The 15,672-nt window shown below is 70.7% G+C and carries 13 protein-coding genes, 1 tRNA gene and 1 pseudogene; 8 read left to right on the top strand and 7 right to left on the bottom strand.

Annotated features, from left to right (window positions below; all coding sequences use genetic code 11):
* The first annotated feature begins 14 nt into the window (after positions 1-14).
* Positions 15-881 carry a ZIP family metal transporter gene (locus VGJ24_RS02160; RefSeq protein ID WP_331498831.1) on the top strand — a complete coding sequence of 289 codons (867 nt, stop codon included), beginning with the start codon at positions 15-17 and terminating at the stop codon, positions 879-881.
* 99 nt (positions 882-980) lie between these two features.
* Here VGJ24_RS02160 and VGJ24_RS02155 read toward each other — a convergent pair.
* From VGJ24_RS02155 to VGJ24_RS02135, 5 genes are all read right to left on the bottom strand, one after another.
* A tRNA-Val gene (locus VGJ24_RS02155) sits at positions 981-1,053 on the bottom strand.
* A 37-nt stretch (positions 1,054-1,090) separates the two neighbouring features.
* Positions 1,091-1,636 carry a gluconokinase gene (locus VGJ24_RS02150; RefSeq protein WP_331498830.1) on the bottom strand — a complete coding sequence of 182 codons (546 nt, stop codon included), beginning with the start codon at positions 1,634-1,636 and terminating at the stop codon, positions 1,091-1,093.
* Positions 1,637-1,798: 162 nt separating this feature from the next.
* Positions 1,799-2,293 carry a peroxiredoxin gene (locus VGJ24_RS02145; RefSeq protein ID WP_331498829.1) on the bottom strand — a complete coding sequence of 165 codons (495 nt, stop codon included), beginning with the start codon at positions 2,291-2,293 and terminating at the stop codon, positions 1,799-1,801.
* Positions 2,271-3,926, bottom strand: a complete 1,656-nt coding sequence (locus VGJ24_RS02140) for an AMP-binding protein (RefSeq protein WP_331498828.1) — start codon at positions 3,924-3,926, stop codon at positions 2,271-2,273. Before VGJ24_RS02140 ends, VGJ24_RS02145 begins: the two co-directional genes overlap by 23 nt.
* Positions 3,923-4,363 carry a DUF3052 domain-containing protein gene (locus VGJ24_RS02135; RefSeq protein WP_331498827.1) on the bottom strand — a complete coding sequence of 147 codons (441 nt, stop codon included), beginning with the start codon at positions 4,361-4,363 and terminating at the stop codon, positions 3,923-3,925. The genes VGJ24_RS02140 and VGJ24_RS02135 overlap by 4 nt, the downstream gene beginning before the upstream one ends.
* A gap of 180 nt (positions 4,364-4,543) precedes the next feature.
* Here VGJ24_RS02135 and aceE point away from each other — a divergent pair, with 180 nt between their 5' ends.
* The 3 genes from aceE to VGJ24_RS02120 are packed head-to-tail and all read left to right on the top strand — an operon-like array spanning position 4,544 to position 10,457.
* Positions 4,544-7,366: a pyruvate dehydrogenase (acetyl-transferring), homodimeric type gene (gene aceE / locus VGJ24_RS02130; RefSeq protein WP_414691032.1), complete on the top strand. Its 2,823-nt coding sequence runs from the start codon at positions 4,544-4,546 to the stop codon at positions 7,364-7,366.
* A gap of 37 nt (positions 7,367-7,403) precedes the next feature.
* Positions 7,404-9,053: an FAD-dependent oxidoreductase gene (locus VGJ24_RS02125; RefSeq protein WP_331498825.1), complete on the top strand. Its 1,650-nt coding sequence runs from the start codon at positions 7,404-7,406 to the stop codon at positions 9,051-9,053.
* A gap of 12 nt (positions 9,054-9,065) precedes the next feature.
* On the top strand, positions 9,066-10,457 hold the full coding sequence (locus VGJ24_RS02120) for a sensor histidine kinase (RefSeq protein WP_331498824.1): 1,392 nt from the start codon (positions 9,066-9,068) through the stop codon (positions 10,455-10,457).
* A gap of 11 nt (positions 10,458-10,468) precedes the next feature.
* Here VGJ24_RS02120 and VGJ24_RS02115 read toward each other — a convergent pair whose 3' ends face one another.
* Complete coding sequence (locus tag VGJ24_RS02115; RefSeq protein ID WP_331498823.1) at positions 10,469-10,888, bottom strand: PPOX class F420-dependent oxidoreductase; 420 nt, start codon at positions 10,886-10,888, stop codon at positions 10,469-10,471.
* A 38-nt stretch (positions 10,889-10,926) separates the two neighbouring features.
* Positions 10,927-11,970: an alpha/beta fold hydrolase gene (locus VGJ24_RS02110; protein ID WP_331498821.1), complete on the bottom strand. Its 1,044-nt coding sequence runs from the start codon at positions 11,968-11,970 to the stop codon at positions 10,927-10,929.
* Between the two features lie 63 nt (positions 11,971-12,033).
* On the opposite strand from VGJ24_RS02110, the gene VGJ24_RS02105 reads away from it, so the two are divergent.
* From VGJ24_RS02105 to VGJ24_RS02090, 4 genes and pseudogenes are all read left to right on the top strand, one after another.
* A complete protein-coding gene (locus VGJ24_RS02105) occupies positions 12,034-13,248 on the top strand; it encodes a helix-turn-helix domain-containing protein (RefSeq protein WP_331498820.1) in 1,215 nt (404 codons plus the stop codon).
* A 79-nt stretch (positions 13,249-13,327) separates the two neighbouring features.
* Positions 13,328-14,512: an acyltransferase domain-containing protein gene (locus tag VGJ24_RS02100; protein WP_331498818.1), complete on the top strand. Its 1,185-nt coding sequence runs from the start codon at positions 13,328-13,330 to the stop codon at positions 14,510-14,512.
* Positions 14,512-15,513 carry a beta-ketoacyl-ACP synthase III gene (locus tag VGJ24_RS02095; RefSeq protein WP_331498817.1) on the top strand — a complete coding sequence of 334 codons (1,002 nt, stop codon included), beginning with the start codon at positions 14,512-14,514 and terminating at the stop codon, positions 15,511-15,513. Before VGJ24_RS02100 ends, VGJ24_RS02095 begins: the two co-directional genes overlap by 1 nt.
* 80 nt (positions 15,514-15,593) lie before the next feature.
* Positions 15,594-15,672 (top strand): annotated as a pseudogene (locus VGJ24_RS02090) (acyl carrier protein); the annotation flags it as partial.

Below are 15,672 nucleotides of genomic sequence, written 5' to 3'. Positions count from 1 at the left end.
CCGGAAGGACCCGCATGGGCCTCGGCAAGACCCTCCTCCTCGGCTTCATCGCCGGGGTGACGATTCTGATCGGGATGCCGCTTGGCCGCATGCGACGGCCGAGCGAAGCCCTGCGGGTGTCTCTCAACGCGCTGGCGATCGGCGTGCTGATCTTCCTGGTCTGGGACGTGCTGTCGGCGGCCTGGGAGCCGATCGACGAAGGCCTGGCCGCCCACCACGAGACCGGCGCCGGCCTCGGCCCGACGTTCGGGTACGGGCTCCTGTTCGCCGGCGGACTCACCGTCGGCCTGCTCGGACTCCAGCAGTACGAGGCCTGGATGGGCCGTCGGGTACGCCGGACCCGCCAGTCGATGGGGCCCGGCGCGATGGCCGGCCAGGAACTGCGCCCGCGCGGCATCGCGGCATGGTCACCGGGCAAGCAGCTGGCCCTGCTGATCGCCGTCGGGATCGGGCTGCACAACTTCGCCGAGGGCCTCGCGATCGGACAGGCAGCGGCGAGCAGCGAGATCGCGCTCGCGACCCTCCTGGTGATCGGCTTCGCGCTGCACAACGCCACCGAGGGTTTCGGCATCGTCGCGCCGCTGGCCGCCGAGGCGGAGGCCGACTCGGCCGCACGTCCGAGCTGGGGCCTCCTCCTGCTGCTGGCCACGATCGGTGGTGGCCCGACGTTCGTCGGCACCGCCGTGGGTCACTCGTTCACCAGTGAGCCGGTCTCGGTGATCTTCCTGACCCTGGCCGCCGGGTCGATCCTGTACGTCGTGATCCAGCTGCTCGCGATCGCCGGCCGCAGCTCCCGCCGGGACCTGATCTATGTGGGCGTGCTGATCGGCCTGCTCGCCGGCTTCCTCACCGACGCGATCGTCACCGCCGCCGGGGTCTGACCGCCGGCATCTCGGGGCGCCAAGGTGTGGGGTGCTCACCGATGCTCGGACCGGTTGACAGCTCCCGGCGCTGGCCGACCAACGGTTGGCTCCTGGGTGTGGGCGCAAAGGGACTCGAACCCCTGACATCCTCCTTGTAAGGGAGGCGCTCTACCAGCTGAGCTATGCGCCCTCAACTCGTGCACATGGACCGCCGAGCGCGGCACAGACTACGGGAGCAACGCCGCCTCGGCCGAACCGTCGCCGCCGCCGAGGCCCAGGGCCGCGCGAGCCTCGGCGACGACTTCCGCGAGCCCTTCGCGGCCGTCGAGGGTGACGCCCGGCTCGTCCTCGTCGAGCGGCTCCAGGCTCGACAGCTGGCTGGCGAGAAGGGACGCCGGCATGTAGTGACCGCGGCGGTGCGCGAGCCGTTCGCGCAGGTGGTCGGCGTCCACGGCAAGGTGGCAGAACTGCACCTCGGGCCGTCCCCGACGCAGGAGGTCGCGGTAGGAGCGGCGCAGGGCCGAGCAGGCGACGACCGCGCCGGCGCCCGCACTCCGCCGTACGTCGATCCACCGTCCGATCGTCTCCAGCCAGGGCCAGCGATCGTCGTCGGTCAACGGGACACCGGCGGCCATCTTCGACACGTTGGCGGGCGGATGCAGGTCGTCGCCGTCCACGAACTCCCAACCGAGGGAGTCGGCGAGAGCGATGCCGACGGTCGTCTTGCCCGAGCCTGAGACGCCCATGACCACGACGATCCGGGGCGACCTCACGCGGCGAACCTAGCGCTACGGAGCAGTCGGCGACCGTGGGCAGAAATGAGTCGAGCCGCTGGCGTCTCGGGTCACCAGCGGCTCGACGAGCAGAACAGTACCGACGAGATCGGGCAGTTCCAACATTCAAACGGCCATTTGATTGAAAATCATCCGGCTGGTCTAGGCCAGTTGATGAAGGTGGGCCAGGTGGTCCCCCAGGTCGCGGCCGTCGGGCAGCTGGTTGTGCACCACCCAGCGCACGATGCCGTCCTTGTCGAGCACGAACGACGAGCGCCGGGCGACCCCCAGGTCGTCATCGAAGACGCCGTACGCCGCGGCCACCTTGCCGTGCGGCCAGAAGTCGCTGAGCAGCGGGAAGTTGAGCCCGTCGGTGTCGGCGAAGACCCGCAGCGAGTACGTCGGATCGGTCGAGATCGCGAGCACCTCGGTGTCGAAGGTGAGGAACTCGTCGAGCCGGTCGCGGATCCCGTTCATCTCGCTCGTGCAGACGTTGGAGAACGCCCAGGGGAAGAAGATCAGCGCCACGGCCTTCTGGCCCACGAACGACGAGAGCGTCACGTCCTGTCCGAACTGGTCACGCAGGGTGAAGTCGGGCGCGGGAGAGCCCTCGCGCACCTCGGGCGCCGGCCCGTCAGTCGAGTTCAGCGAGCTCACGCTTGAGAATCTTGCCAGTCGCGTTGCGAGGCAGCTCATCCAGGAACACGATTTCGCGCGGAACCTTGTAGCGAGCGAGGTTCTGCTTCACCCAATCCTTGAGGTCGTCCTCGTTCGGTCTCGACTCACCCACCACCACGAAGGCCCGGAGCCGCTTGCCGAACTGGTCGTCGTCGACGCCGATCGCCGCCACCTCGACGACCGCCTCGTGCCGCGACAGACAATCCTCGACCTCCTGCGGGAACACGTTCTCCCCGCCGGAGACGATCATCTCGTCGTCGCGGCCCTCGACGTACAGGCGGCCGTTCTCGTCGAACCGTCCGACGTCACCGGAGGACATCAGCCCGTCGACGACCTCCTTGGACTCGGTGCTACCGGTGTAGCCCTCGAAGAGCATGCCGTTGCCGACGAAGATCCGGCCGGTCTCACCCGTCGGTCGCTCGTGCCCGTCCTCGTCGAGGATCTTCACCACGGTCGCCCAGGGCGGCTTGCCGGCGGAGGTCGGCGCCTCTCGCAGGTCGCGAGGGGTGGCGATCGAGGCGTAGGCGACCTCGGTCGAGCCGTAGATGTTGTAGAGGTTGTCGCCGAAGTTGTCCATCCACTCCCGCGCCAGGTCGCCGGGCAGCGCGGAGCCGGAGGCGGCGGTGACCTCGAGCGTCGGCAGCGGGTAGCGGTCGAGGGTCTCCTGGGGCAGCGTCAGGATCCGCTGCAGCATCACCGGGATCACGACCAGTGAGTCGCACCGCTCGTCGGCCACCGTCTTCAGACACTGCTCGGGGTCGAACCTGCGCCGGAGCACGACGGTCGAGCCGAGCAGCATCGACAGGGCCAGATGGGCGAATCCCCACGTGTGGAACAGCGGCGCGGCGATGTGGGTGCGCCAGCCGTAGCGCAGCGGCATCCGCGACATCAGGGAGACCGCGGCACCGATCCCGGCCTCGCTGCGCGGTGCACCCTTGGGGGCGCCCGTCGTGCCGGAGGTGAGGATCACGATGCGCGCGTGACGGCCGGGCGCGCTCAGATCGGCGTCGTCGTACGCCGGGATCAGCGACTCGATCGAGTCCGGTGCGGCGTCCTTGCTGTCGACCCACCCGAGGAGCCGCGTCTCGACGTCGGCCTTCTCGAGCAGACCGGTGAACTCCTCGTCGTGGATGACGACCCGCGGCCGCTCACGATCGAGGACGTCGACCAGCTGAGGGCCGGCGAACGCCGTGTTGAGCAGGAGGATGTCGGCCCCGCACTTCGCGGTCGCGATGATCGCGTCGACGAACCCCCGGTGGTTGCGGCACATCACCGCGACGCTGTCGCCCTCGCGCACGCCGTACTCGGCGAGCGCCCGGGCCAGGGCGTTGGAGCGGCGGTGCATCTCGTGGAAGGTCAGTGAACCGAGCTCGTCGACCAGGCCGACCCGGTCGGGGTCACGCAACGCCATCGCGATGAATCCGCCCGCCGGACCGGTCCCCCACTCCTTGACGGCCTTGCCGATGCGGGCGAGGACGGTCGGGGAGAGCGGTCGCAGGATCCCGGAACCGCCGAGGACCCGCACCGGCGTACCGACCGTGCCGGCCAGACCGAGGGTCCGTGACACGACCCGGTTGACGACCGGACGAGCCCCGAGAGAGGTGGGCGTCACCCGCGAGACTTCGGGGTGACGAGCCGCGTGGCGGCCCACTCCTTGCTCACCGCGGCTGTCGTGGTCAGGGCGAGCCCGGCGATCGGGGCCGCCTCGGTGATGTCCGCCGGGTCGACGGCGTTGGGCCGGCCGACCTTGGGCGTCATCAGCCAGATCGCCCCGCCGCCGACGAGGTCGGTCAACGAGTCGACGAGCCCGTCGACCAGGTCGCCGTCCTCGTCGCGCCACCAGAGCACGACGGCGTCCACGACGTTCCCGTAGTCGGCGTCGACCATGTCGGAGTCGAGCGCGTCCTCGATCGCGACGCGCAGGTCGTCATCGGTGTCGGAGTCCCAGCCGAGCTCTTGGACGACCATGCCCTTGCTGAACCCGAGCCGCGCGGCCGGACCAGCAAGTGCGTCGGTAGGGGTGGTACCGCCACCAGCGGTCGGGCTCAACGGTCTCCTCCATGCCTCTTCTCCGCCGCCGGTCCGCCTGACCGGCGGCGTGGTGGGCAGTAGTCCACCCGACTCCGTGCGAGTGCGCAAGCCGTCCCGACGGGTGGGCGTCGCCCGGCCTACCCGCCGGTAGCCGATGGCTCGGTTTCACGCGCGTGACCCGCGTGACACGATGAAGAGGTGAGTGAGACTTCCGCCGCCACCCCCGCGGCCAGCGCATCGACCGGCAGCGAGGCCGGCCAGACGCGTGCCGTGATCCACGAGGGCCTCCCGACGCAGCTCCCGGACATCGACCCCGAGGAGACGCAGGAGTGGCTCGACTCGTTCGACGACCTGACCGACGTCCACGGTCGTGAGCGTGCCCGCTACGTCATGCTGCGGCTGCTCGAACGGGCCCGCGAGAAGCAGGTCGGGGTCCCGGCGCTGCGCAGCACCGACTTCATCAACACGATCACGCCCGAGCGAGAGCCGTGGTTCCCCGGCGACGAGGAGATGGAGCGCCAGATCCGTCGGCTGATCCGCTGGAACGCCGCGGTGATGGTGTCGTCGGCGAACCGGAAGGGCCTCGAGGTCGGCGGCCACATCGCGACGTACGCCTCGGCCGCAAGCCTGTACGAGGTCGGCTACAACCACTTCTTCCGCGGCAAGGGCCACCCCGGCGGCGGCGACCAGCTGTTCATCCAGGGGCACGCGTCACCGGGCATCTACGCGCGCGCCTACCTGATGCAGCGCCTCACCGCCGAGCAGCTGGGCCGGTTCCGCCAGGAGGTGCAGCACGGTCCGGGCGCCGGGCTGTCGTCGTACCCCCACCCGCGGCTGATGCCGGAGTTCTGGGAGTTCCCCACGGTCTCGATGGGGCTGGCCGCGCTGAACTCGCTCTACCAGGCGCGCTTCAACCGCTACCTGCACAACCGCGGCATCAAGGACACCAGCGACCAGCACGTCTGGGCGTTCCTCGGCGACGGCGAGATGGGCGAGCCGGAGTCCCTCGGCGCGATCGGTCTGGCCGCCCGCGAGGAGCTCGACAACATCACCTTCGTCATCAACTGCAACCTCCAGCAGCTCGACGGCCCGGTCCGTGGCGACGGCAAGATCATCCAGGAGCTGGAGTCCTACTTCCGTGGCGCTGGGTGGAACGTGATCAAGGTCGTCTGGGGCCGCGAGTGGGACGCGCTGCTCGCCCAGGACGTCGACGGAGTCTTGGTCAACCAGATGAACAAGACCCCGGACGGACAGTTCCAGACCTACTCGGTCGAGACCGGGGCCTACATCCGCGAGCACTTCTTCGGCGGCGACGCGCGCCTGCGGAAGATGGTCGAGAACCTGACCGACCGCGACATCGAGCTGCTGCCGCGCGGCGGCCACGACTACCGCAAGGTGTACGCCGCGTTCGAGGCCGCCTCGAAGCACGTCGGCCAGCCGACGGTGATCCTGGCCCACACCATCAAGGGCTGGACGATCGACGCCCTCGAGGGCCGCAACGCCACCCACCAGATGAAGAAGCTGAACGCCGCGACCCTGAAGGCGTTCCGCGACCGGCTCGAGCTGCCGATCTCCGACCAGAAGATCGACGAGCACTACGAGTTCGACGGCTCGGCGCCGTTCTACCACCCAGGCGAGGGCTCCCCGGAGCTGGAGTACCTCCGTGACCGCCGGCGGTCCCTCGGCGGTGGCAACCCCATGCGCCGCGTCGACCCGGTGAAGATCACGCTGCCCGGCGACACGATGTACGACGAGCTGAAGCAGGGCTCCGGCAAGCAGAAGATCGCCACCACCATGGCGCTGGTCCGGCTGCTCAAGGACCTGATGAAGGACGACGAGATCGGCCGGCGGATCGTGCCGATCGCACCCGACGAGTACCGCACGTTCGGGATGGACTCGATGTTCAGCTCGGCCAAGATCTACAACCCGGCCGGGCAGCTCTACGAGTCGGTCGATCGCAAGCTCCTGCTGGCGTGGAAGGAGTCCCCGCAGGGCCAGATGCTCCACGAGGGCATCTCGGAGGCGGGCTGTGTCGCGTCCGCGACGGCCGCGGGCTCGGCGTACGCCACGCACGGCCAGCCGATGATCCCGTTCTACTTCTTCTACTCGATGTTCGGCTTCCAGCGCACCGGGGACTCGATCTGGGCGATGGCCGACCAACTGGCCCGTGGCTTCCTGATCGGCGCCACGGCCGGTCGTACGACGCTGACCGGCGAGGGTCTGCAGCACGCGGACGGGCACTCGCCTCTCCTCGCCCTGACCAACCCCGCCGTCGTGCACTACGACCCGGCGTTCGCCTACGAGATCGCGCACATCGTGCAGGACGGCCTGCACCGGATGTACGGCCCCACCGACGACCACCCGCACGGCGAGAACGTCATCTACTACCTCACCGTCTACAACGAGCCGATGTCGCAGCCGGTCGAGCCGCAGGGGCTCGACGTCGACGGCCTGCTGCGTGGTCTCTACCACCTCGCCGGACCGCTCGAGGGGCTGGCCGGCGAGGCGCCGCGGGTTCAGCTGCTGGCCAGCGGAGTCGGCCTGCCGTGGATCCAGCGGGCCCAGCAACTGCTGAACGACGACTGGGGAGTGGCGGCCGACCTCTGGTCGGTCACGTCGTGGAACGAGCTCTCACGCGACGCTCTCGCGGCCGAGGAGTGGAACCTCATGCACCCTCTGGAGGAGCCGCGAACGCCGTACGTCAGCTCGAAGCTGCACGGTGCGCCGGGCCCCGTGGTCGCCGTCAGTGACTACATGCGAGCCGTGCCGCAGACGATCTCGCGCTGGGTGCCGCAGCGATTCCACACTCTCGGCGCCGACGGCTTCGGCTTCGCCGACACGCGTCCGGCGGCACGACGCTTCTTCAAGATCGACGCGGAGTCGGTGGTCTGCCAGGCCCTGGCCGGGCTGGCCGAGGAGGGGAAGGTCGGTCGCGACACGGTGCAGAAGGCGCTCGATCACTACCGCATCGACGACCCGACCGCGGTGTCCGGCGTCAAGCAGGAGGGCGGCGACGCCTAGTCTCTCTGGAGCCGACGCGTAGTCAGGGGGACCACACATGAGCCGGCCGACGATCCTCACCGTGGACGACGATCCGCAGGTGTCGGCCGCGCTGACACGCGATCTCAAGCGCCAGTACGGCTCGGCGTACCGCGTGCTGTCGGCGACGTCGGCCGTCCAGGCGCTCGAGCTGCTCTCGGCCCTGGCGTTGCGCACCGACCCGGTCGCGCTGATCGTGAGCGACCAGCGGATGCCGGAGAAGACCGGGATCGAGCTGCTGGGCGAGTCGCAGAACGTCGCGCCCGAGGCCAAGCGCCTGCTGCTCACGGCGTACGCCGACACCGACGTCGCGATCGCCGCGATCAACGACATCGGCCTCGACTACTACCTGCTCAAGCCGTGGGACCCGCCGGAGGACCGGCTGTTCCCCGTCATCGACGACCTGCTCGACGACTGGCGACGGGGCCACCCGGAGGTCACCAACGACATCCAGGTGGTCGGCGACCGCTGGTCCGACCGCACCCACGAGCTGAAGACGTTCCTCGCCCGCAACCACGTCCCCTACCGCTGGTACGACGTGGAGCGCGACGAGGAGGGCGGGCGTCTGTTCGAGCTGGCCGGTGGCGTGCGCACGGACCTGCCCCTGGTGCTGGTGCCCGACCGCGAGCCGCTGCGGTCGCCGACGCTGCTCGAGGCCGCCGGCGCCCTCGGCCTCCACGTCGAGGCCCAGCAGCCGCTGTACGACGTCTGCATCGTCGGCGGCGGCCCGGCCGGGCTCGCGGCAGGGGTGTATGCCGCTTCCGAGGGGCTGAGCACGATCATCGTCGAGCGCGAGGCCCCGGGCGGGCAGGCCGGCCAGAGCTCGGCGATCGAGAACTACCTCGGCTTCCCCAAGGGACTGAGCGGCTCCGACCTCGCCCAGCGCGCACTCGCCCAGGTCTCGCGGTTCGGCGCCGAGCTGGTGCTCGCACGCGAGGTCATCGGGCTCGAGAAACGCGGCACGGTCCGGGCGGTGCTGCTCGCGGGCGGGGCCGAGGTGGAGGCGCGCTCGGTGGTCGTCTCGACCGGCGTCTCCTACCGGCGGCTCGAGGCCGAGGGCGTCGAGGGGCTGACCGGCAAGGGCGTCTACTACGGGGCGACCGCGGCCGAGGCGGCCCAGACGGCCGGCGAGATGGTCTACATCGTCGGTGGCGCGAACTCCGCCGGCCAGGCCGCGCTGAACTTCGCCCGGCACGCCAAGCAGGTCACGCTCGTCGTCCGCGGGTCCGACCTGCTGGCCACCATGTCGACGTACCTCGTGGACCGGATCACCTCCGCCGCCAACATCACCGTCCGGTGCGCCACCGAGGTGGGCGGTGCCGACGGGGAGGACCACCTCGAGCGGCTGACGCTCGTCGAGCGCGGATCGGGGCAGCGCGAGGAGGTCGAAGCCTCGTGGCTGTTCGTCTTCATCGGCGCGTCGCCGCGCACCGACTGGCTCGGTGAGGTCGCCCGCGACTCGCACGGCTTCGTGCTCACCGGTCCCGAGGTGGCGACCTCGGACACGCCCTGGAACCTCGCCCGCGCGCCGTACGCCCTCGAGACCAGCATGCCGGGCGTCTTCGCTGCAGGCGACGTCCGGCAGGAGTCGATGAAGCGGGTCGCGTCGGCGGTCGGCGAGGGTGCCATGTCGATCTACCTGGTCCACCGCTATCTGGCGACGGTCTGAGAAGGGCCACCGATGGACATCGACGAGCTGCGCGACATCGAGCTGTTCACCGGGCTGACCGATGACCAGCTGGCGGAGCTCGCCACCGGTGGTGACGAGGTGCCGTTCGAGCCGGGCGACGTGCTGTTCACCGAGGGCGAGCACGCCGACGAGTGGTGGATGCTGCTCGAGGGGTCGCTCGACCTGGTCCGCAAGGTCGGCCGTGAGGACGTCGTGGTCGCCCGGATGGACGTCCCGGGCCGATGGGCCGGCGGCTTCCGGGCCTGGGACGACAACGGGATCTACCTGGCCACCGGTCGCGGCGCGACGCCCGGTCGGGTGCTCCGGCTCGATGCGCCTCGGCTACGCGAGCTGGTCAACCACTGGTTCCCGCTCGCCGGGCACCTGATCGGCGGCCTCCACCACACGGCCCGCTCGATCGAGTCCACCGTGCGGCAGCGCGATGCGCTGGTCACGCTCGGCACGCTGGCGGCCGGCCTGGCCCACGAGATCAACAACCCGGCGGCCGCGGCGAGCCGCACCGTCGACGAGCTCGGGCAGTGCTGCACCGCCCTGCTCGAGGCGCTGACCCGGCTGGCCCGCGACGACATCACGGCAGCCCAGTTCACCGCCCTCGACGGGCTCCGTCGCGAGACGACCGAGCCCGGTCCCATGGACTCCCTGGCACTCGCCGACCGCGAGAGCGACCTCGCCGGCTGGCTGGAGCGACATCGAGTGGCCGACCCGTGGGGGCTCGCGACGCAGCTGGCCGCCGGCGGCATCGACGACGACTGGTGCGAGCGCGCCCGCGAGGCGCTCGGTGACCGGTCGCTGACCCTCGGGCTGGAGTGGGTGTCGGCCACGATCGCCTCCAAGACCCTGCTCGGCGACCTGAAGGACGCCGTCCACCGGATCTCCGACCTCGTCGCAGCCGTGCGCTCCTACTCCCAGCTCGACCGGGCGTCCCGGCAACGCACCGACGTCCGCGACGGGCTCGAGAGCACGCTGACGATGCTCGGCCACAAGCTCAAGGGCGGCGTCACGGTGGTCCGTGAGTACGCCGACCTCCCGCCGATCGACGCCTACGCCGGCGAGCTGAACCAGGTCTGGACCAACGTGATCGACAACGCCGTCGACGCGATGGACGGCGCGGGCACCCTCACGGTGCGCACCAGGGTCGAGGGCGACCGGGTCGTGGTGGAGATCGCCGACACCGGATCGGGCATGCCACCGGAGGTCATCGCCCGCGCGTTCGAGCCGTTCTTCACGACCAAGGACGTCGGCAAGGGGACCGGGCTCGGCCTCGACATCGCCCGACGGATCGTGGTCGAGCGCCACGCCGGCCTGATCGACATCGACTCCCCCGGGCCTGAGGGCAAGGGCACGGTGATCCGCGTCAGCCTGCCGGTGAAGGCCCGCGACTAGGGGCGCGCTGCCTACCGGAGAGCGCCGTACGCCCGGGTCGGGGTCAGCCGGGCGACGACGCGGTGGTCGGCCACCATCGAGCGCCGGTAGTCGTCCCAGTCCGGGTGCTCGCCGCTGATCGACCGGTAGTACTCGACCAGCTCGTCGGCCGCGGCATCGTCCGGGGCCGTCGCCACCTCGGAGAACGTCACGTCGGCCTCGATCACGGCGTACGACCAGAAGCTGTCGCCGTCGACCTTGAGCGCCGCCCAGGGCTCGCGCCGGAGGTTGTGGTACTTCGCCCGGTCGGTGGTCGTGCTCACCCGGATCACGCCGTCGGCGTCCGCCGTATGCAGCACGTTCGAGAGCTGTGGCTTCCCGTCCCGACGCAGCGTGGTCAGCACCGACTGGTGCGTGGCGCGGGCGGCTTCGAGCGCATCGGCGAGTTCCATGTGAGGAGAAGGTCGATCGCTACGCGATGATTCCCCGATCAGGCGGTCGGAGCCTCGACCGCCCGGAGCGGCACGGCCGACGCCGCCCCCTGCTGGAGCAGGCGGCGCCACCGGGCGCGGGAGTACGTCGCGGGGCTCGTGCTCCGGACGAAGTCGTTGAGGATCCTCACGAACCGCTCGGGGTGGTCCTTGTGCGGGAAGTGCCCCGCATTCGGCATCACCTCCACCCGGGCCTTCGGCGCGAGCTCGGCCGCGCGTGCCGCATGGCTGACCGGGATCACGCGGTCCTGGTCGCCCCACACCACGCACATCGGCATCGCCTCCGTCAGGTAGGCGCGGTCGGCCATGCTCACGATCTGGCCCTGCCAGTCGACGACCGCGCGTACGACGTGCCTGGTCGCGGCCCTCGCGGCCGGGTCGCGCAAGGACTGGTAGATCTCGGCGACTTCGTCGAAGTCGCGGAACTCCTTGATCCCAGTGCGGGACAGACCCTTGAGACCGGCGGTGCCGAGATGGCGTACGCCGGGCATGGTGAGCGCACCCATCACCTGGTAGAAGCCCGTGGTCGTGATGGCGCGGATCGCGGCGGACACCTCGGGGCCCAGGCCCCCAGAACCGACCAGCACCATCCGCTCGGTGCGCTCCGGGAACTGATAGGCGAACTGCATGGCCACGCCCCCACCGAAGCTGTGGCCGACCACCGTGACCTTGTCGATCCCGAGCACCGTCAGCAGGTCGCGCATCCCGTTGGCGAAGGCGCCGATGCTGTAGTCGGCCCGCGGCTTGTCGGACTGCCCGTGCCCGAGCAGGTCGGGCGCGATCACCGTGTAGCGACGGGCCAGGGAGTCAAGCACCGGTAGCCAGGTGCGGTGCGTGCAGCCGAGGCCGTGCAGCAGCAGCAGGGTCGGCCCCTTCCCCGCCTTCACGTACGCACGCCGATGCCCGTGGATGGTCACGTGCTGCACGCGGTGCTGGCGCATCGGCGGGTCGGCCTCCTGGTCGAGGACAGGTGTTCGGGCGCGGGTCCTGCGAGATTCAACCAGACGTACCCGCTGGTCGGGCTCAGGAAACCCGGCGTTCATGGCGGGTTTCTCCGACGTCGGTCCGTCGTGACTCCGTCGGAGGCCTACCTCTAGGGTCGGCACGTGAGCGTGCGCGTCGTACCCACGAGCCCGGGCGACGGGAGCTCGCGCGAACGTGCCGCCGCGGCGCTGCGCCGTTCGACCGGCGCCCTCAGCTCCGCCGCGATGTCGCGGATGCTCACCGACGTGCCGTGGTTCGCCGAGCTGTCGGCCGAGAGCCGGTCCTGGGTCGGCCAGATCCTCCACGCCGGCATCCAGGGGTTCGTCGACTGGTTCCGGCTGGGCGACGACAACGCGTTCCCGGGCGACACCGCGACCGCGGTCTTCGGAGCCGCACCACGCAGCATGACCGGGGTCATCACCCTGGGTCAGACCGTCGACCTGGTGCGGTTGGGCATCGAGGTCGTCGAGGCCCACGTCGACGAGGTCGTCGACGTGGCCGACGCGCCGGCCGTCCATGCCGCCGTGCTCCGGTTCGCCCGCGAGGTCGCCTTCGCCACCGCCGAGGTCTACGCCCGGGCCGCCGAGGCGCGCGGCGCATGGGACGCCCGCCTCGAGGCGCTCGTCGTGGACTCCGTGATCCGCGCCGAGGCCGACGAGGCCGTCACCTCGCGGGCCAGCGCGCTCGGCTGGGCCCAACGCGAAGGCGTCACGGTCGTCCTCGGGCCGGTGCCCTCTCCCCGCATCGAGGACCTCTTCGACCAGGTACGCCGGGTTGCTCGCGGCGCCGGCCTGGACGCGCTGTGCGCCGTCCAGGGCGACCGGCTCGTGGTCATCCTCGGTGGCGTCACCGACGCCGACAAGGCCGCCCACACCGTCGTCCGGTTCTTCGGCGACGGGCCGGTGGTCGTGGGGCCACGCGCCGACGACCTCGCCTCGGCCCACGCCTCCGCGAGGGCCGCGTTGTCCGGGCTGCGGGCCGCGGTCGGCTGGCCCGATGCGCCTCGGCCGGTCGCCAGCGACGACCTGCTCCCGGAGCGGGTGCTCGCCGGTGACGGGCACGCCCGGCGCCACCTCGTGGAGGCGGTGTTCGTGCCGCTGAGCGGCGCCAAGGACACGCTCATCGACACGCTGACGGCGTACTTCCAGAACGGCCAGTCGCTCGAGGCGGCCGCCCGTGCGTTGTTCGTCCACCCCAACACCGTGCGCTACCGGCTCCGCCAGTCCGCCGAGCTGACCGGCCTCTCCGCGACAGATCCGCGGGAGGGGCTGACGCTGCAGCTCGCCCTTGTGCTCGGCCGCCAGGCGCACCCTCGTACGCTGGACGAAACGTTGTAGGAAACCTACAAAGTTCGTGTGGTCAGTTTCGTGCGCGCCCGACGCGCACGGGACACCCCCGACCCGGAAGGGTGGAGCCGTGCTCGTCATCGTCGCTCCCGGCCAGGGAGCCCAGACCCCCGGCTTCCTCTCCCCTTGGCTCGAGGATCCGACGTTCGCCTCCCGGTTCCAGTGGTTGTCGACCGTCGCAGGCATCGATCTGGCGCACTACGGGACCGAGGCGGACGCCGAGACGATCCGCGACACCCAGATCGCCCAGCCACTGCTGGTCGCCACCGGGCTGATCGCGGCACTCGAGGTGTTTCCGCACCCGGCCGACGTGTTCCGCCAGATCGGGGCCGTCGCCGGGCACAGCGTCGGCGAGCTCGCCGCGGCCGCCGGTGCCCGGGCCATCACCGCCGAGCAGGCGATGGTCCTCGTGCGCGAGCGCGGCAAGGCGATGGCCGAGGCTGCCGCCGCGACCGCGACCGGCATGACCGCCGTCCTCGGCGGCGACCCCGACGAGGTGCTGGCCGCCATCGAGGCCCAGGGCCTCGTGCCGGCCAACAACAACGGTCCGGGCCAGATCGTCGCTGCCGGCACGATGGAGCAGCTGAAGGCCTTCGCGGAGAAACCTCCCGCCAAGGCCCGCCTGGTGCCCCTCAGCGTGGCCGGCGCGTTCCACACCGAGCACATGGCCCCCGCCGTCGGACACCTCGCGACGCTGGCCCGTTCGGTCTCGACCCATGACCCGCGTACGCCGTGGATCTCCAACCGCGACGGTCAGGTCATCCAGGACGGTCGCCAGATCATGAAGCGCATCGTCGGCCAGATCGCGCAACCCGTCCGCTGGGACCTCTGCATGGAGACCATGACCGACCTCGGCGTCACCGGCCTGCTCGAGATGCCGCCTGCGGGCACGCTCACCGGCATCGCCAAGCGCGCCCTGCCCGGCGTCGAGACGTTCGCCCTGAAGACCCCCGACCAGCTCGACGACGCCCGGGCGTTCTGCGCCAAGCACGGTGAGGCGTCGGTGATCGACACCACGCCCACCTGGCTGATGGTCGTCTCGCCCTCCAAGGGCACCTTCCACCGCTCCGAGCAGGCCGGCGAGGCCACCGTGCTCGAGCCGGGTGCCGCGCTCGGCGACGTCGCCAGCTCGCGTGACAGGACCGAGGTGCGGGCGCCGCACGGCGGCCAGGTCGTGGAGTGGCTGGTCGAGGACGGCGACCTGGTCTCGCCGGGCCAGCCCCTCGTCCGGCTCCACCCGGTGGGAGCAGCCTGATGGCCACGCTCACGACCGACAGCGGCTCGACGTACGCCGCGGTCCTCGGCCTCGGCAGCTACCGCCCGTCACGCGTCGTCCCGAACGCCGACGTCATCGAGGCGATCGACTCCAGCGACGAGTGGATCCAGCAGCGCTCCGGGATCAGGCAGCGACGGTTCGCCACACCGGAGGAGACCGTGCAGGTGATGTCCGTGGGCGCCGCCAGGAAGGCGCTCGACCACGCCGGCATCGACCCCGGCCAGATCGACTGCGTCATCGTCGCCACGGTCACCCACCTGCTCCAGACGCCCGCGATCGCGACCGCGATCGCCTACGAGCTCGGCACCGACCAGGCCGCGGCGTTCGACATCTCGGCCGCGTGCGCCGGCTTCTGCCACGGCCTCGCCCTCGCCGACCAGATGATCCGCGGTGGCGGCGCACGCTACGCGCTGGTGATCGGCGTGGAGCGGCTCTCAGACCTCACCGACATGACCGACCGGGGTACCGCGTTCATCTTCGCCGACGGCGCCGGCGCCGCGATCATCGGACCGAGCGACACCCCGGGCATCGGCCCGGTGGTGTGGGGCTCCGACGGCGAGCAGTTCGACCTGATCCGACAGAAGGAGGACTGGCGCGACATCATCGCGATGGAGCGGCCGGTGCTCCCCTACCTGACCATGCAGGGCAACCCCGTCTTCCGCTGGGCGTCGTTCACGATGGCCAAGGTCGCGCAGCAGGCGCTCGACAAGGCCGGCATCTCGCCCGACGACCTCGACGTCTTCGTGCCGCACCAGGCGAACATGCGCATCATCGACGCCATGGCTCGCGCCATGAAGCTCCCCGAGGGGGTCGCCGTTGCCCGCGACATCGCCGACCAGGGCAACACCTCGGCGGCCTCGATCCCCCTGGCTCTCGATCGGATGATCGAGGAGGGCCAGGCCAAGAGCGGCGATCTCGCGCTGCTGATCGCGTTCGGTGCCGGCCTGGCGTACGCCGCCCAGGTCATCACCGTGCCGTAGACCCTTGCCCCGCGCCAGGCACGGCGCGGACCACAACCGCCACCACCGATGGTGACAACAGAGAAGAGGAAACCACGCACATGGCCACCACCGAAGAGATCCGCGCCGACCTCGCCGAGATCGTCAACGAGGTCGCGGGCATCCCCGTCGAGGACGTCC

It is taken from the genome of Nocardioides sp. (genome assembly GCF_036493135.1).
Taxonomy (GTDB): domain Bacteria; phylum Actinomycetota; class Actinomycetes; order Propionibacteriales; family Nocardioidaceae; genus Nocardioides.
This window is presented reverse-complemented; position numbering and strand designations above follow the sequence as displayed.